The following is a 22,582-nucleotide window of genomic DNA, read 5'->3' on the forward strand; positions in this document are numbered from 1 at the left end:
ACGACAGTGTGAATGTAGCCGCCTCCGCCCTACCTCACCCGCCGCGCACTGCTCCAGCTCTTCAGCGACGACCACACGCCGCGTGACAGGCGGAAGCAGTCGACCGGCGTCGACGAGCCCAGCGCCAGGAAGCGATGCAGCTGGACGCCGCTCCACTGGAAGCCGCACTTCTCCAGCACGTTGCGCGAGGCCGGGTTGGTGACGCGCGCGCCGGCATAGAGATGATCGTCCTCGAACTCCTCGAAGAAGAAGTCGATCGCGCCGCGCGCGGCCTCGGTGGCAAAGCCCCGGCCCCAATGCTCGACGCCGAGCCAATAGCCGAGCTCGGCATTGCCGGGCGTCGAGCAGTCGATGCCGACCATCCCGATGGGGCCGCTGTCATGCTCGATCAGGAACACGGTCTCGCCGCCGGGCGCAGCGGTGGCGCGGATGAAGGCGACGGCGTCGTCCTGTGAATAGGGATGCGGGAGGCGCCTTGTGTTTTCGGCGACGCGAGGATCGTTGGCGAGGAGGGCGATGGTCCTGACGTCGGCGAGGGTCGGCCGCCGCAAGGTCAGCCGCTCGGTGGCGACGACGCTCGGTCTCGCCTCCCGCAAGGTCACGCTCGAAAAATCCTGCAACATGTCCGGCTCCGTCGAAGTCACTCAAGTGAAAAGTGAGCACGCAAACGAAAGGGGAGGCCGGTTTCCCGCCTCCCCTGGAGCCTTCGATCTATTTTGATCTCAAGGACTCCGCCGGTTCGGTCTGGGACCCGGCGGACTCCAAATTTGATCCACCGTCTATTCAGCCGCCTCTGCGAGCGGGAGCACCGAGATGAAGGTGCGGCCGTTGGCTTTGGCCTGGAACGTTACGCGGCCCTCGATCTTGGCGAACAAGGTGTGGTCCGTGCCCATGCCGACATTAAGGCCGGGATGCCAGGTGGTGCCGCGCTGACGCGCAATGATGTTGCCGGGAATCACAACTTCCCCGCCGAACGCCTTGATACCGAGGCGCTTGCCCTTGGAATCGCGACCGTTGCGCGATGAACCGCCTGCTTTTTTGTGAGCCATGGCTCGTCTCCGAAATTCTACGTATTTCTAGATCAATTCCTTGACGGAATCATTTCACAATTTCTCACGCATCACTTCGTGATGGCGCGTGATCAAATTATGCGGCGGCCTCTTCGGTCGTGGTCTCTGGCTTGGCGACCTTTTCCCGCTTCGGACGCGGCCCCTTGGTGGGCTTGGCGCCGTCCGTCAGGATCTCCGAGATGCGCAGCACGGTGATCTCGTCGCGATAGCCGCGCTTGCGGCGCGAGTTCTTGCGGCGGCGCTTCTTGAAAGCGATGACCTTGGGACCGCGCTTGTGGTCGAGCACCTCGACCGCGACGGAGGCGCCTGCGACCGTGGGCAGACCCAGGATCGGCGTGTCGCCGCCGACCAGGAGAACTTCATTGAGCTGCACGATCGAGCCGACTTCGCCTTCGATCTTGCCTACTTCCAGGACATCATCCGGAACGACGCGGTACTGCCGGCCGCCGGTTTTGATGACTGCGAACATCGTTGTTTTCCTTCGTGTTCATTCCCGGCCTCGCGACATAGTGTCGGGGCCGGCTTTTTGTCAGTCGTTATGGGTTTATGCGAGTTTTGTGCGGGCGGGAGTTATCCCTTTGAAAACCCACGCAAAAACAAGCGGCGCGAGAAACGCCCCGCGCCGGTTGCGGGATTTATAGCCGCTGACAGCACGGAGTCAAGGAAAAGCCGGTGAAAACGCCCCGGATTTGAAGCATTTAGGCCCGATCCGGCCCGCAGGCGAATTTCGGCCCGCGCCGCAACCAACGGGTTCCCCCGCCGTTGTCCCGGCGAATTCAGTCACACGGGCAAGGGGCTTACCATGGCAACAGACGAGCTGGTCAAGACGACGACGGGCATCGCCCATCACGGCGCGGAGCGGCTGCCGTCGGTGGATATCGACAGCTTCAACATCGAGATGAAGGACGAGGACGGCTTCATCGGCGACCGCGCCAGCAAGGGCGCGTTCAGGGAGATCCTCGAGCGCTGGCGCAAGCCGCTGCGCAAGTCCGGCGAGGACCCGTTCGGCAAGGAACCGTCGGACGAGATCAGCAAGAAGACGCTGGACGCCATCCTGGTCGGCGATGACACCGAGGCCTGGGCGGTGGTGCATAGCGCCATCGAGGACTTCGCCCAGGAGCTTGCGTACGTCACCCGCCGCTTCCTCAAGTCCAAGGCCTGGGCCAAGACCGAGCGCATCGTGGTCGGCGGCGGTTTTCGCGATTCCCGGCTTGGCGAGCTCGCGATCGCGCGCACCGAGATCATCCTCATGGCCGAGGATTTCAAGATCGACATGCTGCCGATCCGCCATCATCCCGACGAAGCCGGCCTGATCGGCGCGCTGCATCTGGCGCCGTCATGGATCTTCGAAGCCCATGACAGCATCCTCGCCGTCGATATCGGGGGCACCAACATTCGCTGCGGCCTGGTGGAGACCAGCTGGAAAAAGGCAAAAGACCTGTCGAAAGCCAAGGTCGTGAAGGCCGAGCTGTGGCGTCATGCCGATGACGAGCCGACGCGCGAAGGCGCGGTGAAGCGTCTCACGAAGATGCTGAAGGGGCTGATCACCGAGGCCGAAAAGGAAGGCTACAAGCTGGCGCCGTTCATCGGCATTGCCTGTCCAGGCGTGATCAACGCGGACGGCTCGATCGAGAAAGGCGCGCAGAACCTGCCGGGCAATTGGGAGAGCAGCAAGTTCAACCTGCCGGCGAGCCTGCTCGAGGGCATCCCTTCCATCGGCGAGCACGACACCGCGATCCTGATGCACAATGACGGCGTGGTTCAGGGCCTCTCCGAGGTGCCGTTCATGCAGGACGTCGATCGCTGGGGCGTGCTCACCATCGGCACTGGGCTGGGCAATGCCCGCTTCACCAACCGCCGCAAGGACAGCGGTAAGGACAAGGATAACGGCAAAGACGGGGATTCCACGGGCAACGGGAAGAAAAAAGCCAAGAGCGACAAGGAGTAACCTTGACTGGTTAGGTTAAGGACCGGATTGCGTTGCGGTGCACGGGCCGCACGCTACGGTCGGAACCGTCGCCTCACCTGGCCGGCGAAGCCGCCCTTCCCAGCCAGTATTTCAATGAGCGGCACGGGACCGCCAGTGTTTACCGCGTCTGGCGGTCCCACCCCACCTTTTGCGGTGACCGGTGATTCGGGCACCAACCTGCCGCATCGGGCTCGCGCCGGGTCAGCGGCGAACGGCTCAGGCCCATTCCCGCGCAAACCGCCGCCGAAATCCGTGATCGCTCCCATCATCACCGTGACATCATGGGGCCCAGCCGCAAAACCGGCCCGATTTTCGCCCTCGCAAGCCTTGTCTGGCCCGCCATCCTCGCCTATTAACGCCCCAACCACAGGGGCCCAGCTCCTTACTTGGCGCCTTCAGGAGAGGTGGCAGAGTGGTCGAATGCACCGCACTCGAAATGCGGCATAGGTGCAAGCCTATCGGGGGTTCGAATCCCTCCCTCTCCGCCAAACTGGTTTAAAATTAATCCCTCGCGACTTTTCCGGGTCCCACGACCTGCCCCCCATGCGGGCGGGCTCGCGAGAGGCGCTCGGTTCATCCAAGCGCTGGTCGTGTTAGGTGGAGCATCGGTGCCAGTTCTTCCTCGGGCCAAATGACCGCAACGATCCGCTGGCTAAATTGCTTCCGGACGAAGCCGTCCCAACCGCCCAGCCCACCGTCCACATTGCGGAAAGCGGCCAACTGTCGGCCACTCGATCCGCCCCCGCGGCGCGCAGCCGTTCAACCGCTATTTGGTGGGTGACAGGGTCGCTCATCACTTCTCCTTACTTCAAAATGCTCGCGCCGAGTTCCGCAGCTAGGCGGGAGTATAGTCGTTCGCCATCTTGCCGGTATAAAGCGATTTGGCGGAAGTGGCCGCTTGAATCTCCGCGCGAACTTTATCTTTGGTAAGGTCAAGTGCACGGTAGCTATCATCAATCTTCGCCACTGCCTCTATTCGGCGGTAGGTGCTCAAATTCGCTTCGGCATATTTTGCCAAGCCTTTCAGCTTCGGCAGTGCGTCTGCAAGATGAATTCCGTGCGGATCAATGATGTCCGCCACGACAGTGCCGTTGGCATGTTCGGAGAAGAAAATGAAGTCCGGCCGGACGATTTTCATTTCGTCGCCGTCCTCGTATGTCACTCCCAGAGAATCCTGACTAGCTCGGTCCGGGTTGCGATACCAAGCGATAACGCCTTCTCGCTGCAATTCGGCTGCGACCACACTACCTTCCCATGAATTGAAATGCTCCGGGAATAAGCCATCCCTGTCACATAAGAGGTGCTTCTCGAAGCGCGGAAGATCGAACACCGCCCCATTCGGCTCACGCGCTGTCGTCGGTTGCATCCAACTGGTGGGGCGAGCAAGGTCAACATCCAGTGGGTGCGCGCTCATTTCCCGGATTTGCCGATAAACCTCTTGGCGTTCGTCCGTCAGTTTCTTGATTGAGCTCTTCAGCTTGGTAAGCCAATCATTTGCTAGCTTTTCGGCTTCAGATTCAAGGAGGTCCTTGATGGCTGGCACTAATCCCAGCGCAGCAACGACGGTATGGGCCTCAATAAGGGCCTCCTCTTCGTCATCGCCATCAGCCTGCGCCGCCAAATGTTCGCTGTAGGTTGTTGCCAGATCAGGGCTGATCATTCGCCCAGCACGCTTATAGGAATCTTCGATCACGGCGTAGTCAGCGGCTTCCAAGAAGTCATCGAATGTCATGGCGTGCGTCTTCAGGTCGGCTCTGACGGACTTGCCCTCGACCTCAAGGACCGCCTGGCGGGCCTTCTTGATCTCCTGTGCATACAGAGCCTGTGCACCGTCTAGTACCTTATGCAGTTCTGCGTGAGCCTTCTTTCCCGCGTCTGCAAGAAGTCCGTCCGCAGCCAATTCATGCGCCAGCGCCGTGAGCCGCTTGACCGGTCGGGACTGTCGCTTTGGCAATGTCTGCGAAGGCAAGGAGAGCAGCTTTGTCCACACCGCCTGAGGAACGGCTGGATTAGACTTCATCTCGCGGGGATTGATGAGGACACGGCGGATCGGCAGATCTTCGCCGCTTTCGCCACCCGACGTGAGGGCTTTGACGACCTCCTGCACCGATTTCTTGTCGAACCGGGGCAAAAGACAATCGACGGAATTCAGCCGGTCGTTGCCGGGAATGCGGCGCGCAAGCGGTGCTCTCACCATACGGCCAAGAAGCTGGGTGATGTGTGTCTTGTCTGTCGCAGCGCGGAAAGACACCATGACTTCGGCGCGTGGGCAATCCCAGCCTGTGCTTATGGCGTCTTTCGCGATCAGGACACGAACCCATGTCGATTCCTGAGCGCGTTGCGGCTCGATGTAAGGCACGGAATGGCTACCGAATGTCTCCGTCTTGTGTTCACCAAAGACGTTTGCCACGCAGTCTTGAGGCAGATCGGGCCACCGCTCTAATATCGTGTCGAGCGCTTGGCCAATCTGGTGGTGATCGGGCGAATTGGGGACCTGCAAAACCATGAGCGGTAGCACAGTTTCTGCATCGTCCTGCTGCCTGGCGTACTCCGTCCAAGCCTCAGAGATTTCCTTCAGCTTGTCGGTGCCACGGCGCAAGAGAACAGTTGAGAAGTCGCCCGTCTCCTCTGGCACGTCAAGAATGATCGCGTCCTTCAGGAGGCCGGAATCCTGAACCTTCTTCGCGTCAATAACGACATTCGAAAGGGTATCGCGCCCCTTCATCCCTGCCATTGCCTGATTGAAGCGCTCTACGGTGGCCGAGATGCCCCAGACTATCGGGATGCCGGAAACGGAGCCTGTTCCGTTGATGAGCTGCTTCACGATGGTGGGCTTGCTGTCACCGTTCGTCGCCCTGCTTTCCTTCATCCCCCGATGGGCTTCATCGAGCACGAGGTAGAGCGTCAAATCCGGATTTTCGATTGTGTTCTGAATGATGTCCCAGATGGTGAAGGAACGCATATCCGGCATGATGCGAAGTTGGCCGTCGTCTTTGCTTTCGCTTGTATCGTGGCCACGCACCAGAAGGCTGTTCTTACCGAGCTTCTGGGTGTTGAGGAAGTAGATCTTTCCTGGCTCAAGGCTGTCTCTATTAAAAGCATTCTCAATCGTCACAAGATCAGAAATTGTCAGCTTGTCGGATGCCTCTTGCAGTCGCCAAAGCGATTGTACGTTCAAAGATGGGTCGTCGCTGAACCAGATGACCACTGCGCCCGGATCGGCCTCAAAATTGAAGTCATCATTTCCGTAGAACAGCGCCTCGAACACGGCAGCGGCCATGACAGTCTTGCCTGCACCTGTCGTGGCCGTGAGAGAGAAGGCGTGCTTGTCGCCCTCTTCGTGCCAGCGCTTGCGCGCCTTTTTCAGCCTGTCGAGAACTTCTTTGACAGCATCTTCCTGATAATCTTTTAGAGTGAATTTCATGCCTTACCGCCCCATCGAGAATCGGAAGTTGGTGAGATAAGATTCGTAGAGCCTTATCGGCTCGACCTTTTCAGGCAGACGGCGCGCGACCGACTGAAAGCGGCGCTCATCATCTGTAACGATATAAGCAATGCGAAATTTCGAGGCGGGTTTTATGGCCCGACAAAATGCGGACGCCTTATCGAGATCGATCAAGAGGCCATAGGAATCCGCCACTTCCCAGCCTTGCGGGGGAATTTTCAGAATGCGCCCGCCTTCGCTTCCCGCCCGCATCCACAACAATGGTGCAATCCGTTCGAACGCGCGGTTGTGGCTGACGGCCACGGGCGTCTCGTACGTAAGGGTGAAGAACTCGGCGTTTTCCTCGAAACCGTCCGCCATAGGGAATTCGTCGGTGAATTTGTAGTCCCCTTCTACAGGTTTTCCCTCAGGAGTTTTCCCAGTGATTGCCGCCGCTATCCTTGGCTTCGTAATATAATCGCAAATCCCCGATTTCTCCCATTCGGCATCGCCGGGTCGCAGCCCCTTTTGTCGATACTTTGCGGCCTCCTCCGCGGAAACCTCATTATTAGTGATTGAGATGCACTGTCGGCGACCGCCATACAAGCGATTGATTCGCATCACGGCGTGTGCGGTGGTTCCCGACCCGCTGAAGTAGTCGAGCACTATCGCATCTTCATTTTTCTCAATGAAGAATCGCAAGCAGTCTTCAACAGCATGAAGAGATTTCGGATACGGGAAGCTCCTTCCGGGAATCAGTTTCGAGAGGAGATTTGTGCCTCCAGCTTCTGCGTTGTGGGATGGAAGATTCCACACGCGCTTCGGCGGAGGCGCTTCTTCATCGACTGCAACAACGCCAATGACCGATCCGTCTCGACGTCTTCCTGTTATCTGAATCGAACCATTCTCGATGTCCGAAATTGTACCTCCCGGAAGGTACTGAACAGTTCCGCGTGCCTCGTCCTTATTCCATGAATTTACGCGCGCGTACCCCTTCGCCCAATTGCGCCGCAGAACATCGGGAGTAAGTCCCCAAAGCATTTCCGACCCGTCCGGTTTCAGTGGCCATAGGGCTACAGCATCCTTAGGCACTTGGACGGAATGTCGGTCAACGTCATCTTCGAGTGCTGCTCCCACAGAATGAAGGGAGCCATCATTTGCGTGAACGAAGATCGGGTAAAACTGGTTGGGCCGCGCTCCACGCTTACTCGATGGTTCGCGCCTTCTGAGCCCCAGCCACTCAAGTGCCGCAGTATCGGCTCCGTCGCCTACCACCGGATCAAGCATGTTGCGAAACCAAGGGGTAATCTGCGGCTTTCCCCTGCTCACGACGAATATATGCTCCTCAACTCGCGAGAACTTCCCCGCTCGCAACGCTCCCTTTGCACTAATTATGGTGGTAATCATTTGAAGGTCTGAGTCTTGGAAAACTTGTTCCAGCAAGAGACCTAGTCGATGCAGCTCTTTGTCATCAATTGTTGCGATCAATACCCCTCTCTCTGGGTGCAACAGTTCTCCAGCAAGCTTCAGACGTCGCTCCATCATCGCCAACCATTTCGAATGACGATAGTCGTCGTCTGGATCGACGTAATCGTTGTTGTATTTCCAGTCCTTCGCACGAGAGTTGTACGGGGGATCAATATAGATCACATCGATCTTGCCGCGATGGGTATAGGTTAGCATCTCCAAGGCGTGGAAGTTTTCACCGCTGATGACAGTATGAAAGGGCTTTTCGCCGCCGCGATGCACCTTTCCAGTGCTTACAAGGCCCGGATAGATGTAGTCCTTGAACTCCGCCAAGACGACGAGGTTCGCGACGGCGACCTCTTGGCGTTCAATCGCGGGTGTGTCCGGCAGCTCGACATGGGCGATCTTCTCTCCCTCAATTGTCTCAAGCTTCAGGACCTTCCAAAGACGCTGATCGGCTTTGGCGGTCGATCCTTTCGGCGAGAGAATGCGAACCTTGTCACCCTTGCGCACGGGCTTGCCCGGCAACTCCACGCTTTCCGGGACGTGCCTCTCAAAATTGAGGCCAAAGGAACGGCGCGATGAGAGTACCTTAAACTCCCGCTCAAGTTCCAACCCTAGAGCGGGGTCTTTCGATTTCGTTTGTGCAATTAAGTCAGTTAACCGTGACACCCTTTGACGCCCCCCTCACAACGGCTGCCGCAGTCGCGAACTTCCGACACTCCGTACCGCCTGACTGTGAGCGTACTCATGCTCGACAAGCGTGATGTCGGCAAGCCCTCGCCGTTGTTTGTGCAGGAGAAATTCAGAATGGCGCCCGAAAAGTCAATCATCCGGCGCAGGCGCATGTTCTTTCCTTCAACTCAACATGCGTGGTCGCTCCAGTCGGTTGATGCCTATTCGACCGTCGAGCGAATGGACCGCCAGAGAAGGCTTCGCCCCCTGTGGAGTTGCGCTCGAAAGTAGATCCTTCGACACCATTGCAGCAGGGGGAGAAGCGATCCAGGGGTCTATCGAAGGTTGGTTCAACAATGGAATTGCGGCTCATGAAAGTGGATTGTTTGTCTGACGCCGGAACTGGTCGTGCGTGCGCGGGCTGCGATTGAAGGATTGTGCGGCCGAAATCGTTATCGCTCAAATGAGCCTGGCCAAAGCGTTGGAAATTCGTGCGGTATCCGCGATGGCTTGCGAGGAGGGCGTGGGCCGCTCGACGAGCGCATTGACGATGCTGCGGACGAGGCGGAGTTAGACGATAGCTACGGGCCCGAAAGAGGCTTTTCTCACTTCGGCTGAAACTGGGCGCGCGAGCACCTGTTGCTTACGTGAGTGACGCCGGCTTCGGAATACTTGCCTGATCCGAACCGAACGGGGTGGCAACGCCGCAATGGTGGCATCCTGCTCCTGTTTTGCCCGACGAGTCAAACGACGCGCGACGTCACCCGTATCCGCCGACCCTACGATTGCCCGCCTAGTCCGACGATTCCGCCCCCGCGTAAGTCATTGATCTTGCAGCCCCCGTCTACTGTGCATGGGGTTGTTTTCGCGCTTTTTGTTGTTGGGCCTTGGAAGGCTTACAGATAATCGTCGCGACACCGGCTGGCCTCTCCAGTTGGGATCACCACCCACAACACGAGACCGACATGCAATCTTCCGGCACCGGCTGGGGCAACGGGCTTCTTGGCGTCATCATCTTCAGCGGCTCGCTGCCGGCGACGCGGGTGGCGGTCGGCGGATTTTCCGCGCTGTTCCTGACCTCGGTGCGCGCGGTCATCGCGGCGCTGATCGGTGTGGCCGTGCTCGGCCTGCTCCGTCAGGCGCGGCCGCAGCGCAAGGATCTCGTCTCGCTCGCCATCGTCGCCATCGGCGTCGTGGTCGGCTTTCCCTTGCTGACGGCGCTCGCGCTGCAGCACATCACCTCGGCGCATTCGATCGTCTTCATCGGCCTGTTGCCGCTGTCGACCGCGATCTTCGGCGTGCTGCGCGGCGGCGAGCGGCCGCAGCCGATGTTCTGGCTGTTCTCTACTCTCGGCAGTGCCACCGTCGCGGGCTTTGCGCTGTCCAACGACGGCACCGCTTCGCTCACCGGCGATCTCCTGATGGTCGCGGCGATCGTGCTGTGCGGGCTCGGCTATGCCGAAGGCGCCGCGCTGTCGCGCCGGCTCGGCGGCTGGCAGGTGATCTCCTGGGCGTTGCTGCTGTCGCTGCCGCTGATGGTGCCGGTCGCGATTTGGACCTGGCCCTCGACCTGGAGCGGCGTCGGTGTGCCCGCCTGGATCGGGCTCGCCTATGTCTCGATCTTCAGCATGTTCGTCGGTTTCATCTTCTGGTACCGCGGGCTCGCGATCGGCGGCATCGCCCGCGTCGGCCAGTTGCAGCAGCTCCAGCCGTTCTTCGGCCTCGCGCTTGCCGGCCTGCTGCTGCACGAACCCGTTGCCTGGAGCATGATCGTCGCGACCGCGCTGGTGGTCGCCTGCGTCTTCTTCGCGCGGCGGTTTGCCTGAGGCCGAATTGATGCGGCCTTACCTCTTGCCCGGTTGCGGCTTTTCAATCCCCGGCAGCTGTGCGATTCCCTCGGCAAGAAAATCGACCAGCAGCCGCACCCGCGCGATGCCGGACCGCTCCGGAACGATCAGCATGTTGAGCGGAACGGAAGGCGGCGCGTAGTCTTGAAGCACGCGCTCGAGTTGGCCGGAGGCAAGAAGGTCGTCGACGAGCCAAAGATGCGCCGGCGCAATGCCTCGCCCGGCCACGAGCGCCTCGCGTGCGGCAAGCCCGTGATCCACCCGCAGCCGCCCTGCGAACGGGACCACATGGCGGCCGCCGCGGCGCCCGTGCAGCACGAGCACGTCGCTGCCGGCGATGTTCGACATCCTGACACCCTCGTGGCTGGCGAGGTCTTGCGGGCGCGCGGGCCTGCCGCGCGACGCCAGATAGTCCGGTGCGGCCACAAGCACCCGCCGCGACTGACCAAGCAGCCTGAGCTTCATCGAGCTGTCGGGGAGCGGCCCCAGACGCAGGGCGATATCGACACCTTCCCGCACCAGGTCGATCCGCTCGTCGGTCAGGCTGAGATCCACCGCCACGTCCGGATAGCGGTCCTGGAACGCGAAAACCAGACGGCTGACGTGGAGCACGCCGAAGGCGGCGGTGCAGGAGACGCGCACCGTTCCGGCAGGCGCGCCGCGTGTGCTGAGCGCCTCGTCGCCGGCGAGTTCGACCAGGCGCAGGATCTGCACGCAGTCGGCGTAATAGCGGCGACCCTCTTCGGTCATCGTCACGCTGCGCGTCGTCCGCGTGAGCAGCGGCACGCCGACGGCCTGCTCCAGTTCCCGAAGGTGCCGCGTCACTGTCGACTGGCCGAGACCAAGCTCGCGCGCGACCGCGGACAGGCTTCCGCGCTCGGCGACCCGCACGAAGCTGCGCATGCGTTCGAGCGTAACGTCCGATCTATCCATATTTCGGCATGATCCTATCCATTGGCGACAACTACCGAATTGCAGCCGTGCACGCTACCTGGTGGCTCGAAATCATCAACCAAGGAGCTGATCATGAAAGCGTTGATCGTCTTCGCTCATCCCGAGCCGCGCTCCCTCAATGGCTCGCTCCGCGATGTCGCCGTCAGAGAACTCGAGGCTGAGGGACACGAGGTGCGGGTGTCAGACCTTTATGCCCAGGGATGGACATCCGAAATCGGCCGCGCCGACTTTCCGCTGCTGCGGCCGGACGCGCGGCTGGCGCCGGCCGCCGCCTCCAAGCAGGCGTTCGAGTCGGGCACGCTCACCGCGGACGTCAAGGCCGAGATCGAGAAGCTGCTGTGGGCGGACGTTCTGATCCTGCAATTCCCGCTGTGGTGGTTCAGCATGCCGGCCATCCTCAAGGGCTGGGTCGACCGCGTGTTCGCCTACGGTTTCGCCTATGGCGTCGGCGAGCACAGCGACAAGCGCTGGGGCGACCGTTACGGCGAAGGCAGGCTGGCGGGCAAACGCGCGATGCTGATCGTGACCGCCGGCGGCTGGCAGGAGCATTATTCGGCGCGCGGGATCAACGGGCCGATCGACGACCTGCTGTTCCCGATCAATCACGGCATCCTCTATTATCCCGGATATGACGTGCTTCCGCCGTTCGTCGTCTACAAGGCCGACAAACTGGACGAAGCGGGTTTCCAGGCGACTGCCGAACGTTTGCGCGAGAGGATGCGAACGCTTGCGACCACACCGCCGATTCCCTACCGGCGCCAGAATGGCGGCGATTACCTGATTCCGAGCATGCGGCTCCGCGCGGGACTTGGGCATTCCGGCGCGACCGGCTTCGCGCTTCACGTCGAGCAGGTCGAGGCACACAGCCCGAATGGTGAAACGAGCTCCCTGCGCTCGACGGCTGAGGGGTGCGCGGCAACAGCGTAATCCGCCGCTCGCGCACTGAATCACCCCATCACCGTCCGCGTCAGCGTGCTCCGCGCAAACTTCTTCAGCGGCATCGGCTTGCCGAACAGAAAACCCTGCACGAGGTCGAAGCCGAGCTCGTTGGCGGCGACGAGGTCGGCGCGGCTTTCGACGCCCTCGGCGATGGCGCGCACGCCATAGCCATGCGAAAGCTCGACGATGTGGCGGCACACCGTGCGCTTGAGGCGATCAGTGCCGCTGCCGGTGACGAAGTGCCGGTCGGCCTTCAGCTTGATGAATGGAATTTTTCCAAGGTCCATCAGCGACGGCCAGTTGGCGCCGAGATTGTCGACCGACAGGCCGATATTGTGCAGACGCAGTTCGCGGGCGACCTCGGCCAGGAGATCGAGATCGCGGATCGCCTCCTCGCTGTCGATCTCGATCGTCAGCCCGCCGAACGCCGGATGCGTCGGCATGCGCCGGCAGAGATCGCGCACGGCTTGCGGCTCCTTCAGATAGGACGCCGGCAAATTGATCGCGAGATCGACCGGGCTCTGCTGCTCCAGCAGATAGTGCCAGTCCTGCATGGCGCGCTCGATCACGAATTCGGAGAGGTCGCGCATATTCGGGTCGTGCTCTTCGGGGATGAAATAGGCGGGCGGCACCACGCCCCAGGTCGGATGCCGCATCCGCACCAGCGCCTCGGCGCTATTGCGAATCAGCGTGCGCGCGTCGATCTTGGGTTGGTACCAGAGCTCGAGCCAGCCGGCGTGCAGGGCCTCGCCGACATGCACGGCGGGGCTCGGCGCCGGCTCCTCGGGCAACAGCATCGCGACACGGTCGCGCAGCGTCTCCGCGGCAAACGGCGTTGTCAGCGGCGGCAGCATCTTGAGGCCGTATTCCTCGCCGACCTGCTGCACGGCCCTGACGATGATCGACTCGCGGGCGCCCACAGTCAGAACCCTGCCGTCGAAGGCCTCGCGCACCAGCGTCTCCAAAAATTTGCCGGGCTCGATGCCGTCGGCGGCGATGCCGAGCAGGATCAGGTCGGGCAATTCGCTTGTCAGCACGCTCTGCAGCTCCTCGGCACTGGCGCATTCGGTGGTGACGAAGCCGAGATCCTCCAGCACTTCCGCGAGAAACGCGCGAAGATGGCGCTTGCCGTCGGCGACGCATGCGCGCGGCTTCACCTTTCGCCGTCCGAAGGTCTTCGGCCTTCGGACGGCGAGTTCTACAATTTCGTCGTTCATCGCAAGCACTCCCGTTCCGTGCCGGTGTGTTAGCGACGTGAGCAGTTTCAAATATGGAAGGCTTCAGTCGATTGTCGAATTATCTGGGTAACGTTAAAGCGCCCATCACGTCTAAAATTGTCTGGATCTCGGTCGAGAAGTTTTTACGTCTACCCGCGCGTCGGGCGCAGGGTTGCGGCAATCACTGGAGATTTCCGCGACGTGCCGTGCGGCTGCCTGGTCGCGCACTGTCCTGCAATTGGACCAAGCCGCGCGCGCCTCGTCCAATTGAATAATGGAGCGCCACTATTTCGCGCGACGCGCGCATTTTCCCGGTTCGCTCGTGACGGTTCTGCGACAATGCGTCGGTGCGCGCTTGCGCCAATGTGAAGCACATCACAAGCGGATTGCTGCACGTGCGCTATTGCTCTGGGCAGCCGGTGGTGGGCTGTCGAGGATCGCAGCAATGACGTCGCGGCGAATAATGTATTGGTGGTTCAGGTTCGTGCTGTCAGGGCGATTTCTCGATCGCTTCCTGTGCCTGCCGCGCGCGCATTAGCGCGGGATCAGGTTTGGCCGATCAGCTTGCGCAACGCGGCCGCGCCGTCCTCAATCGCATCGCGTCCCTTCCAGGCCAGATAGGACAGCTTGCCACCGAGCGTGTCGTGGCTGCGCAACCGGCGCGAACCGAGAATGTGGCCGACATTGGAGGGGAAGCGGCTCACCTCGGCGGACACCAGCGCCGCGATCGCGTCCATCAATTGCTGGAGCCGAATGCCCCATTCGCAATGCTCGATGCCGTCGATCTGCACCTTGAGCGCATATTCGGTCTCGTAGATCTCGGCGAGCAGGTCGCGCGCAATCAGCACCCGGTTGTGCCGGAGCGCGATGCGCAAGGCGAGGCGCCTGTCGTCGAGCTGGTCGAGCACCATGTGAACGACGCAGGCATAGGGCGCGGCGGCGACATCGGCGGCGCTCTTGCTCGCTGCGGCCTTGGTGGCAAGGCGCACCAATTGCCAGAACGTCTTCAGCCGCCTCGCCACCAGCGTCAGCGCGAACGGCAGCGCCTCGGGATGGGCCTTCTTGAAGGCGTCCAATCGGGCGGTGATCTGATCAACCGTGCCGTCGTCGAACTTCGCGATCTTCTCGGGCAGCCTTTCGTTGAACTTCGGCAGCGCGGCGCCGGCGCGCAGCACATGTTGGATCTTCTTCACGTCCTCGAAGGCGGTGCGCGATGCCGTGTATTGCGCGAGCTTGCCGCGCGCGAATTCGGTGCTCTCCGCTGATGCGAGGGTGCTTTCGAGAACCTTGACGACCTTGGTCTGGAAGGTCGATGCGATCTTCAGCACTTCCTTCTGGTTGTTGGCGGCGACCTGGTCGTTGATCGCCTTGATGTAGTCGCGTGCCATGGTCGGCAGCAGGTCGCGGCAGATCCACTCCCAGATCGGGGTGAGGGTGTTGCGCGAGATCCGCCCCATGTTGGCATGCTCGGGCGCGCCGTCGATCAGAAGCAGCTCGAGCGGCGCAAAGAAATGGCGCGAGGGACTGGTGGCGCGCGCCTGGTTCGATCCGTCCTTGCGAAATTCGGCGCGCAACCGGGACTGCAGGTCGGACGAGCCCGGCATGTCGATGCCGCACAGCTCAAGCCGTTCGAGCTCGCTGAGCAGGCAGCTGCGCGACAGCGGCGTCAGCTTCTGCAGGAAGTTCGATAGCTGGTCGATCTCGTTCATGGCACGCAATCTTCCGCAACGTTTCCAGCAGGCCTACCGACCCCATGCATGGAGGCATTTGCGCGCTCTCAATTGCGACATAGAGAAGCAAGCTGCCGTTAATATATCCGTAAAATCAAGGCCGCCGGTAATCGGCGGGGATCTGATCGTTAAGAAGGCGTCGAGCGACCCGCCTATCAATTGGGCAGGTTCAGCAACCTGAGAATGTTGAGGGACGTTGCCACTCAAGCATAAAGTGTGCCTGTGCCTGGGTTTCAGCACAAAACTGCCAAATTCACCGTAGTCTTACGGAGCAAAAAGTTACCTACAGACCGCGTTGGGTTCCGCTAAACGAGTGACATGGGGTCACAGAATGATACGGCCACTGATTCGCGGCCGTCGGAATGGTACGAAGGCAACGCCGCTCCAACTGAAGAGCTCGATGTCGTCCGTCTGAACGCCGCCCGTGCCAAGGCGGCCGACGAAATGGCCGCCGCCATCGCCCGCGAGCTCAACGGTCCCCTCACGGCGCTCCTGCTCTACATGGGCGAGATCAAGCGTCACAGCGATCAGCTCGCACCGGTGACGGGCGACCGTGCCTATTTGCAGCGAGTCGTGGAGAATGCGCTGGTGCAGACCGAGCGGGTTTGTGGCCTCGTCAAGCAGCTTGCCGGTTCTCACACGGGTGGCCTGCCGATCGCGTCCAGGGCCGAGGACGCCGAATCGAAGCTCGCGCGCGCACCACAGCCGCAGCGCCTGCCGAGCGCCGAAATCCTCGGCCTGTCAGGCCAGAAGCGGCTGACCAAGCGCGAGCGCGAGGTGCTGAGGCTGATCAGCGAGGGTTATTCGAACAAGCAGGGTGCGCTTCGGATGCAGATCAGCCCGCGCACCTTCGAGAGCCATCGCGCCGAGGCGATGCGGAAGCTCGGTGCGCGCAACACGGCGGACCTCGTCCGTGCGGCGCTGCTGCATTCGATCGACTGAAGGCCCTTGCGTCGGGCCGCCCGGCAGCGGGCGAGGGCCAAGCGTGAGGCATTTCTCGAAAAAGACCCGCGGCTCCGACCGTGCTCAGAAATAATCTTCGGCGAAGGGACGCGCGCGCGACGAGGGCCGCAGCGGCTTGAGCTCGTCCTTCGGCACGTTGGGAATGATCGTGATGGTCCAGCGGGGCGGCATGCTCGATTCCTGCTCCAGCACCGAACGTACGAAGCCGGTCACCGTCGCCTCGCCAGCGGCCACCGTCGCCATCCGGCCGTTGAACTGTGCGATGCGGAAGCGGCGAACTTCTTTCTGGTCCGCGGTCTCGTAGGTGAACATGGAAACCCTCCTGGTTTCCGGCGACTATCGCTGCCTATGATTAGCCATCTGTGAAAATCCCAAGCCGTAGAAGTACGGCGGGCATGCACGCGTGAGTGGTTGGAGCGTTTCGAGCGAGCGCGTCAGCCCTCCGGCTCCTGCGCGCGCGCGGCAGCGTAGGCGGCGTCCATCAGGTCCAGGAGGTCGCAAAATCCGGCGTCGCCGAGCCTCTCCGCGGTCTTCTCCAGCCGCAGCGCCAGCACCGCGAGCCTGACATAGCCGAACGTTCCGGCCGCGCTCTTCAGCGAATGCGCTTCGCGGGCGATCCTGCCGTGGTGCTGCGCGAGCGAGAGCGTGCGGAACGATTGCAGACGCGCGCAGGTTTCGCTCCAGAACACGTCGCGCACTTCGCAAGCACCATCCTCACCGATCTCGCGCACCAGCGCCTGGTACGCGCCCGGCTCGCGCGCGGGTTCGGCATCAAGCGCTGTTTGCGCAGGCGCGACGGTGACTTCGAACATGGTTTGGCCTGCCTTGATCACGGTTCGTTTGCCGCCGGCCCGTACAGGCGCGCGCGGCACATCGTGTCTACGGCATCTGGATTTCAGTTCCGGTAGCAGGACAATCCGTGTTTGCGGGCCGGAATTAGCGGCCGGTTTACCACGCCGAAGCGCCAGTCAGCGCGGGCCGAGCAGCCGGTCATACTGCGCCTTCACGGTGGCGTAGCATTCGCACGCCGTCTGGCGCAGGCCGTCCAGGTTAAGGATCTGGATGTGTCCGCGGCTGTAGTTAATGAAATTCGCCTGCTGCAAGGTGTTGGCGACCAGCGACACGCTGTTGCGCCGAGCGCCGATCATCTGCGCCATCGCCTCCTGGGTCAGCAGCAGCCGGTAGTCGCCGGAGAGGTCATGGGTGTGGAGCAGGCAGCGCGACAGCCGCGACTCCACCGGATGAGCGGCGTTGCAGCCCGCGGTCTGCTGCACCTGCGCGTAGACCGCCAGTCCGTGACGCGTGAGCAGCGTCCGCAGGGTGCAGCTCTGGTCGGCCGCGACGCGCAGCCGGTCGAGGTCCATCATCGAGGCGGAGCCTGGAACCAGCACGATGGCCGTGTTCAGCGCGCAGGCATCGCCCATGATAGAGAGCGTTCCGAGCAGGCTGTCGCGGCCGATCATGGCGACTTGCACGTGCTCGCCCCTGGCGAGCTCCACCACCAGCGAGATGACGCCGCGATGGGGAAAGTAGGCGCGCTTGAGCGTTTCGCCGGTCGCGACCAGCACCGCGTCGTGCGGCAGATCGCCCGTCCGCAGGTGGGGGCGGATCAATTCATAATCGTCCGCCGACAGCGCGGACAGGAAACCGTTGGAGGAACGTACCATTGTTTCCAAAGTAGCCTCCCGTCTCCCGGACCAGCACGGGAAACTGCTTGTCGTTCGGCCACGTTCCATCATGTTCCCGTCGGGATATATTGGCAATTGACGTCCGATCGCAGTCAGTGCCGCTGCACGTCGGCCTCGCCAAGACAGGTTCCCTGACCCAATTCCTACCGAGCTGGGAACCAGCAGATCCAGATGGTGCGGCTGGAGCATCGGTTTGGAGCTTGTTCGCGGTCATGGTTGATCCGGCGCGTTTCAAGGTCATCCGCGCCGCGTCGTCGTCATGGAGTTGCCTTGGCGCCGCGTGGCCGCAGATTCCGCGTCAATCGTCTTTCCGGCTCCGCCAAGGACGCTCTCAACAGTCCATTTCTCGAGCAAAGGAGCATGGCGTGCGCCACGGTTCAATTATTGAATCGCCAAATCGGGAAGCTCAAACGGGGACAGAAGATCTGCGCCATATTCTCGTCGTCGATGACGACCCGATGGTCTGCATGGCCATCGAGGTCTATCTCCAACGCAACAGTTTTCGGGTGACGATCGCCGAAGGAGGGGAAGGCGGACTTCGCGCGCTCGAACACGAACGGTTCGATCTGATGATCATCGATATCTTCATGCCGCACATGCGGGTTCGAATCGGTCAGAGTCTTTCACGAGCGGGCGCCGGCCGTTCCGCTGATAGCGATGTCCGGCTAGGCGTTCGCAAATCTGAATTCGCCGGCCCCGGATTTCCTCCGGATGGCGCTGGAGCTCGGTGCGGCGCGCTGTCTGCGCAAGCCGTTCACGCCGCACGCGCTGCTCGCCGCCATCAACGATTGCCTGGCGGAGCACCGTCCCCAGGGCGAGCTTGCCTCGGCCGCGCGCCTGGGTTAGCGCGGCACCGGCCGCAGCGGACGCGGGTAACGGTTCGTTTACCGCAAATGCGGGTGATGCATATCCCGGCAAAGCACCAGGCGACGTGGCGAGACCGGCCCGGGCTGCAGGCAGCTCGATACAATTTGCGCGAAGACCGCGCATATCTCCTTCACAAGCAGGGCTTTCCCGCGCGCCGGGTCTCGCTGTTATCGGCACGTTCACCTAACGCGCCTCGCCGTTGCGGCGTGGGGCCGGTCTTGCCGAAAAACGCTGTCGCATGCAGTCGAACGTCAAACTTGTCTTCAATATCCGTATTAGCACGGAGGATGAAATTAACGGGACCGTGAAAGGGGATGTCTAACGATCCAAGGTGGGGACTTCCGTTCATGCCAGCGCGGCTCGGGCGTCGAGGTCCAGATCCAGGTCTGTAAGGCGTAGCTCATGGATGATCTGTTGCGGGAGTTTTTGACGGAAACCAGCGAGAGCCTGGACACCGTGGACAATCAGCTGGTGAAGTTCGAGCAGGAGCCGAACAACGCCAAGATCCTGGATAACATCTTCCGGCTGGTCCACACCATCAAGGGCACGTGCGGCTTCCTCGGATTGCCACGACTGGAAGCGCTGGCGCATGCCGGCGAGACGCTGATGGGCAAATTCCGTGACGGCATGCCGGTGACGGGGCAGGCGGTGACGGTGATCCTGTCCTCGATCGACCGCATCAAGGAAATTCTGGCCGGGCTGGAGGCGACCGAAGCCGAGCCCGAGGGCACCGACCGCGATCTCATCGACAAGCTGGAAGCGATGGTCGAGCAGGGCATGGCGGCTATGTCAGCGTCGGCGCAGCCGATCGCGTCAGGCTCGGCGCAGCCGATGCCGGCCGGCGCTGCTGCTGCCGTTGCCGAAGCGCCGCCGCTGGTGCCGGACGCGCCTGTCGCCGTCGAAGCCGCGCCGACCTCCGGCGTGCTGGCCGACCAGAGCCTGGAGCGTCCGCTGCGTCCGGGCGAAGTCTCGCTCGACGAGCTCGAGCGTGCCTTCCGCGAGACCGCGATCGAAGTGCCGGTCCCGGTTGCCAAGGCCGAAGTCAAGGCGGAGCCTCCGCCGGCCGCTGAAGCCCCGGTGCCTGTTGCCAAGGAAGCCGCGAAGGAGACCAAGGCGAAGGACAAGGCCGCGCCGAAGAAGTCGATCGCCGACGAGGGCGCCGCCGAGGGAGCCAGCATCGCCAACCAGTCGATCCGCGTCAACGTGGATACGCTTGAGCATCTGATGACCATGGTCTCGGAGCTGGTGCTGACCCGCAACCAGCTGTTGGAGATCTCCCGCCGCAACGAGGACACCGAGTTCAAGGTGCCGTTGCAGCGGCTGTCCAACGTCACCGCCGAGCTGCAGGAAGGCGTCATGAAGACGCGCATGCAGCCGATCGGCAATGCCTGGCAGAAGCTGCCCCGCATCGTTCGCGACCTCTCGAGCGAACTCGGCAAGCAGATCGAGCTGGAGATGCACGGCGCCGACACCGAGCTCGACCGCCAGGTGCTCGACCTGATCAAGGACCCGCTCACCCACATGGTGCGCAACTCCGCCGACCATGGCCTGGAGACCCCGGCCGAGCGTCTCGCCGGCGGCAAGGGCGAGCAGGGCACCATTCGCCTGTCCGCCTATCACGAGGGCGGCCACATCATCATCTGCATCGCCGACAACGGCCGTGGCCTGAACACCGACAGGATCAAGGCCAAGGCGATCTCCTCAGGTCTGGTCACCGAGGCCGAGCTCGAGAAGATGAGCGAAGCCCAGATCCACAAGTTCATCTTCGCGCCGGGCTTCTCGACCGCGGCCGCCATCACCTCGGTGTCGGGACGCGGCGTCGGCATGGACGTGGTGCGCACCAATATCGACCAGATCGGCGGCACCATCGACATCAAGTCGGTCGCCGGTGAAGGCTCCTCCGTCACCATCAAGATCCCGCTGACGCTCGCCATCGTCTCCGCGCTGATCGTGGAAGCCGCCGGCGACCGCTTTGCGATCCCGCAGCTCTCCGTGGTCGAGCTGGTGCGAGCCCGCGCCAACTCGGAGCACCGCATCGAGCGCATCAAGGACACCGCGGTTCTCAGGCTGCGCAACAAGCTGCTGCCGCTGATCCATCTCAAGAAGCTGCTCAAGATCGACGACGGCGCCGTCTCCGATCCCGAGAACGGCTTCATCGTGGTGACGCAGGTCGGCAGCCAGACCTTCGGCATCGTCGTCGACGGCGTGTTCCACACCGAAGAAATCGTGGTCAAGCCGATGTCGACGAAGCTGCGCCACATCGACATGTTCTCGGGCAATACCATCCTGGGCGACGGCGCGGTCATCATGATCATCGACCCCAACGGCATTGCCAAGGCGCTCGGCGCCGCCGGCTCTTCGGCCCATGACATGAACAACGAGAACGGGACGCACAGCATCGGATCGGGCGAGCAGACCACCTCGCTGCTGGTGTTCCGCGCCGGCTCGTCCCAGCCCAAGGCGGTCCCGCTCGGGCTCGTCACGCGCCTGGAAGAGCTCCCGGCCGACAAGATCGAGTTCTCGAACGGCCGCTACATGGTGCAGTACCGTGAGCAGCTGATGCCGCTCGTTGCCATGGAGAGCGTCACCATCGCGAGCCAGGGCGCCCAGCCGATCCTGGTGTTCTCCGACGACGGCCGCTCCATGGGCCTCGTCGTCGACGAGATCATCGACATCGTCGAGGAACGGCTCAACATCGAGGTCGGCGGATCCTCCTCCGGCATTCTCGGCTCGGCCGTGATCAAGGGCCAGGCCACCGAAGTGATCGACGTCGGCCACTTCCTGCCGATGGCGTTCTCCGACTGGTTCACCCGCAAGGAGATGAAGCCGTCGCTGCACTCGCAATCGGTGCTGCTGGTCGACGATTCGGCGTTCTTCCGCAACATGCTGGCCCCGGTGCTCAAGGCCGCCGGCTACCGCGTCCGCACCGCGCCGACCGCGCAGGAGGGCCTGGCGGCGCTGCGCGCGCAGAGCTTCGACGTGGTCCTGACCGACATCGAGATGCCCGACATGAACGGGTTCGAGTTTGCCGAGACCATTCGCTCCGACAGCAATCTGGGCGCGATGCCGATCATCGGGCTGTCCGCGCTGGTGTCGCCGGCGGCGATCGAGCGCGGCCGCCAGGCCGGCTTCCACGACTATGTCGCCAAGTTCGACCGTCCCGGTCTGATCGCGGCGCTGAAGGAACAGACCGCGAGCGCCGCCGGCGCCTCCGAGCTGAGCCGCGCAGCCGCCTAAACCCCAGCGGGATGGATCAGGAGATACGCACATGACCAAGAAGACCCAGTCCGGCGAAGGCGCCATGGTCGAATACGTCACCGCGATGATCGGCGGCCAGCTGTTCGGCCTGCCGATCTCCCGCGTCCAGGACGTGTTCATGCCCGAGCGCGTCACCCGCGTGCCGCTGTCCTCGCGCGAGATCGCGGGCGTGCTGAACCTGCGCGGCCGCATCGTCACCGTGGTCGACATGCGCGCCCGGCTCGGCCTGCCCAAGCCCGAGGACGGCAAGATCCCGATGGCGGTCGGCGTCGACCTGCGCGGTGAATCCTATGGTCTGCTGATCGACCAGATCGGCGAAGTGCTGCGGCTCGCCGAGGACGGCATGGAAGAAAACCCCGTCAACCTCGACCCCCGCATGGCCAAGCTCGCCGGCGGTGTCCACCGTCTCGACGGCCAACTCATGGTCGTCCTCGACGTCGATCGCGTCCTCGAACTCAAAACCGAAGTGCAAATGGCTGCGTGAGCCCCAAAAACATCGAAGCCGGAGAACCCA

Annotated in this window: 18 protein-coding genes, 1 tRNA gene and 1 pseudogene; 9 read left to right on the top strand and 11 right to left on the bottom strand. The window is 62.1% G+C overall.

Annotated features, from left to right (window positions below):
- Positions 1-29: 29 nt before the first annotated feature.
- The 3 genes from BcanWU425_RS02045 to rplU form a co-directional block, all read right to left on the bottom strand.
- Positions 30-623, bottom strand: coding sequence for a GNAT family N-acetyltransferase (locus tag BcanWU425_RS02045; RefSeq protein WP_204512853.1), 594 nt, complete (start codon positions 621-623; stop codon positions 30-32).
- Between the two features lie 156 nt (positions 624-779).
- A complete protein-coding gene (rpmA, locus tag BcanWU425_RS02050; RefSeq protein WP_018459863.1) occupies positions 780-1,049 on the bottom strand; it encodes a 50S ribosomal protein L27 in 270 nt (89 codons plus the stop codon).
- Positions 1,050-1,146: 97 nt separating this feature from the next.
- A complete protein-coding gene (gene rplU / locus BcanWU425_RS02055) occupies positions 1,147-1,539 on the bottom strand; it encodes a 50S ribosomal protein L21 (RefSeq protein WP_007604396.1) in 393 nt (130 codons plus the stop codon).
- A gap of 333 nt (positions 1,540-1,872) precedes the next feature.
- Here rplU and BcanWU425_RS02060 point away from each other — a divergent pair, with 333 nt between their 5' ends.
- Positions 1,873-3,018: an ROK family protein gene (locus BcanWU425_RS02060; protein WP_204512852.1), complete on the top strand. Its 1,146-nt coding sequence runs from the start codon at positions 1,873-1,875 to the stop codon at positions 3,016-3,018.
- A gap of 419 nt (positions 3,019-3,437) precedes the next feature.
- Positions 3,438-3,527 (top strand) — tRNA-Ser (locus tag BcanWU425_RS02065).
- 347 nt (positions 3,528-3,874) lie between these two features.
- Here BcanWU425_RS02065 and BcanWU425_RS02070 read toward each other — a convergent pair.
- Both BcanWU425_RS02070 and BcanWU425_RS02075 read right to left on the bottom strand, forming a co-directional pair.
- Positions 3,875-6,463, bottom strand: a complete 2,589-nt coding sequence (locus BcanWU425_RS02070) for a DEAD/DEAH box helicase (RefSeq protein WP_204512851.1) — start codon at positions 6,461-6,463, stop codon at positions 3,875-3,877.
- Positions 6,464-6,466: 3 nt separating this feature from the next.
- Entirely contained in the window at positions 6,467-8,458 is a 1,992-nt protein-coding gene (locus BcanWU425_RS02075; protein WP_231189619.1) for a site-specific DNA-methyltransferase, read from the bottom strand.
- Between the two features lie 222 nt (positions 8,459-8,680).
- Between BcanWU425_RS02075 and BcanWU425_RS02080 the strand changes: the two genes are divergently transcribed.
- Both BcanWU425_RS02080 and BcanWU425_RS02085 read left to right on the top strand, forming a co-directional pair.
- A complete protein-coding gene (locus BcanWU425_RS02080) occupies positions 8,681-8,896 on the top strand; it encodes a hypothetical protein (protein ID WP_204512848.1) in 216 nt (71 codons plus the stop codon).
- A 674-nt stretch (positions 8,897-9,570) separates the two neighbouring features.
- Positions 9,571-10,431, top strand: coding sequence for a DMT family transporter (locus BcanWU425_RS02085; protein ID WP_231189623.1), 861 nt, complete (start codon positions 9,571-9,573; stop codon positions 10,429-10,431).
- Positions 10,432-10,449: 18 nt separating this feature from the next.
- Here the strand turns inward: BcanWU425_RS02085 and BcanWU425_RS02090 are convergent, their stop codons facing one another.
- Positions 10,450-11,385, bottom strand: coding sequence for a LysR family transcriptional regulator (locus tag BcanWU425_RS02090; protein ID WP_204512846.1), 936 nt, complete (start codon positions 11,383-11,385; stop codon positions 10,450-10,452).
- A gap of 93 nt (positions 11,386-11,478) precedes the next feature.
- Here BcanWU425_RS02090 and BcanWU425_RS02095 point away from each other — a divergent pair, with 93 nt between their 5' ends.
- On the top strand, positions 11,479-12,333 hold the full coding sequence (locus BcanWU425_RS02095; protein WP_204512845.1) for an NAD(P)H-dependent oxidoreductase: 855 nt from the start codon (positions 11,479-11,481) through the stop codon (positions 12,331-12,333).
- Between the two features lie 20 nt (positions 12,334-12,353).
- Here the strand turns inward: BcanWU425_RS02095 and BcanWU425_RS02100 are convergent, their stop codons facing one another.
- Positions 12,354-13,562, bottom strand: a complete 1,209-nt coding sequence (locus BcanWU425_RS02100; protein ID WP_085348260.1) for an EAL domain-containing response regulator — start codon at positions 13,560-13,562, stop codon at positions 12,354-12,356.
- 545 nt (positions 13,563-14,107) lie between these two features.
- On the bottom strand, positions 14,108-15,271 hold the full coding sequence (locus tag BcanWU425_RS02105; RefSeq protein ID WP_204512844.1) for a hypothetical protein: 1,164 nt from the start codon (positions 15,269-15,271) through the stop codon (positions 14,108-14,110).
- 339 nt (positions 15,272-15,610) lie between these two features.
- Here BcanWU425_RS02105 and BcanWU425_RS02110 point away from each other — a divergent pair, with 339 nt between their 5' ends.
- A complete protein-coding gene (locus BcanWU425_RS02110; protein WP_204512843.1) occupies positions 15,611-16,234 on the top strand; it encodes a helix-turn-helix domain-containing protein in 624 nt (207 codons plus the stop codon).
- A gap of 84 nt (positions 16,235-16,318) precedes the next feature.
- Here the strand turns inward: BcanWU425_RS02110 and BcanWU425_RS02115 are convergent, their stop codons facing one another.
- From BcanWU425_RS02115 to BcanWU425_RS02125, 3 genes are all read right to left on the bottom strand, one after another.
- Positions 16,319-16,567 (bottom strand): hypothetical protein, encoded by a 249-nt coding sequence (locus BcanWU425_RS02115; protein WP_018459875.1) that lies wholly within the window; start codon positions 16,565-16,567, stop codon positions 16,319-16,321.
- 122 nt (positions 16,568-16,689) lie between these two features.
- Positions 16,690-17,067, bottom strand: a complete 378-nt coding sequence (locus BcanWU425_RS02120; RefSeq protein ID WP_204512842.1) for an Hpt domain-containing protein — start codon at positions 17,065-17,067, stop codon at positions 16,690-16,692.
- A gap of 156 nt (positions 17,068-17,223) precedes the next feature.
- On the bottom strand, positions 17,224-17,922 hold the full coding sequence (locus BcanWU425_RS02125) for a Crp/Fnr family transcriptional regulator (RefSeq protein ID WP_018459877.1): 699 nt from the start codon (positions 17,920-17,922) through the stop codon (positions 17,224-17,226).
- A gap of 446 nt (positions 17,923-18,368) precedes the next feature.
- On the opposite strand from BcanWU425_RS02125, the pseudogene BcanWU425_RS02130 reads away from it, so the two are divergent.
- The 3 genes and pseudogenes from BcanWU425_RS02130 to BcanWU425_RS02140 all read left to right on the top strand — a co-directional run bounded on the left by BcanWU425_RS02130 (position 18,369) and on the right by BcanWU425_RS02140 (position 22,552).
- Positions 18,369-18,789 (top strand): annotated as a pseudogene (locus BcanWU425_RS02130) (response regulator).
- Positions 18,790-19,212: 423 nt separating this feature from the next.
- Complete coding sequence (locus BcanWU425_RS02135; protein WP_204512841.1) at positions 19,213-22,047, top strand: hybrid sensor histidine kinase/response regulator; 2,835 nt, start codon at positions 19,213-19,215, stop codon at positions 22,045-22,047.
- Between the two features lie 31 nt (positions 22,048-22,078).
- Positions 22,079-22,552: a chemotaxis protein CheW gene (locus tag BcanWU425_RS02140; protein WP_007598954.1), complete on the top strand. Its 474-nt coding sequence runs from the start codon at positions 22,079-22,081 to the stop codon at positions 22,550-22,552.
- Positions 22,553-22,582: the final 30 nt, after the last annotated feature.

Source organism: Bradyrhizobium sp. WU425 (assembly GCF_021052305.1).
Lineage (GTDB): Bacteria > Pseudomonadota > Alphaproteobacteria > Rhizobiales > Xanthobacteraceae > Bradyrhizobium > Bradyrhizobium canariense_D.

Coding starts and splice junctions, on each gene's coding strand:
- BcanWU425_RS02045 (WP_204512853.1), bottom strand. CDS start 623: ATGTTGCAGGATTTTTCGAGCGTGACCTTGCGGGAGGCGAGACCGAGC.
- rpmA (WP_018459863.1), bottom strand. CDS start 1,049: ATGGCTCACAAAAAAGCAGGCGGTTCATCGCGCAACGGTCGCGATTCC.
- rplU (WP_007604396.1), bottom strand. CDS start 1,539: ATGTTCGCAGTCATCAAAACCGGCGGCCGGCAGTACCGCGTCGTTCCG.
- BcanWU425_RS02060 (WP_204512852.1), top strand. CDS start 1,873: ATGGCAACAGACGAGCTGGTCAAGACGACGACGGGCATCGCCCATCAC.
- BcanWU425_RS02070 (WP_204512851.1), bottom strand. CDS start 6,463: ATGAAATTCACTCTAAAAGATTATCAGGAAGATGCTGTCAAAGAAGTT.
- BcanWU425_RS02080 (WP_204512848.1), top strand. CDS start 8,681: ATGCTCGACAAGCGTGATGTCGGCAAGCCCTCGCCGTTGTTTGTGCAG.
- BcanWU425_RS02085 (WP_231189623.1), top strand. CDS start 9,571: ATGCAATCTTCCGGCACCGGCTGGGGCAACGGGCTTCTTGGCGTCATC.
- BcanWU425_RS02090 (WP_204512846.1), bottom strand. CDS start 11,385: ATGGATAGATCGGACGTTACGCTCGAACGCATGCGCAGCTTCGTGCGG.
- BcanWU425_RS02095 (WP_204512845.1), top strand. CDS start 11,479: ATGAAAGCGTTGATCGTCTTCGCTCATCCCGAGCCGCGCTCCCTCAAT.
- BcanWU425_RS02100 (WP_085348260.1), bottom strand. CDS start 13,562: ATGAACGACGAAATTGTAGAACTCGCCGTCCGAAGGCCGAAGACCTTC.
- BcanWU425_RS02105 (WP_204512844.1), bottom strand. CDS start 15,271: ATGAACGAGATCGACCAGCTATCGAACTTCCTGCAGAAGCTGACGCCG.
- BcanWU425_RS02110 (WP_204512843.1), top strand. CDS start 15,611: ATGGGGTCACAGAATGATACGGCCACTGATTCGCGGCCGTCGGAATGG.
- BcanWU425_RS02115 (WP_018459875.1), bottom strand. CDS start 16,567: ATGTTCACCTACGAGACCGCGGACCAGAAAGAAGTTCGCCGCTTCCGC.
- BcanWU425_RS02120 (WP_204512842.1), bottom strand. CDS start 17,067: ATGTTCGAAGTCACCGTCGCGCCTGCGCAAACAGCGCTTGATGCCGAA.
- BcanWU425_RS02125 (WP_018459877.1), bottom strand. CDS start 17,922: ATGGTACGTTCCTCCAACGGTTTCCTGTCCGCGCTGTCGGCGGACGAT.
- BcanWU425_RS02135 (WP_204512841.1), top strand. CDS start 19,213: ATGGATGATCTGTTGCGGGAGTTTTTGACGGAAACCAGCGAGAGCCTG.
- BcanWU425_RS02140 (WP_007598954.1), top strand. CDS start 22,079: ATGACCAAGAAGACCCAGTCCGGCGAAGGCGCCATGGTCGAATACGTC.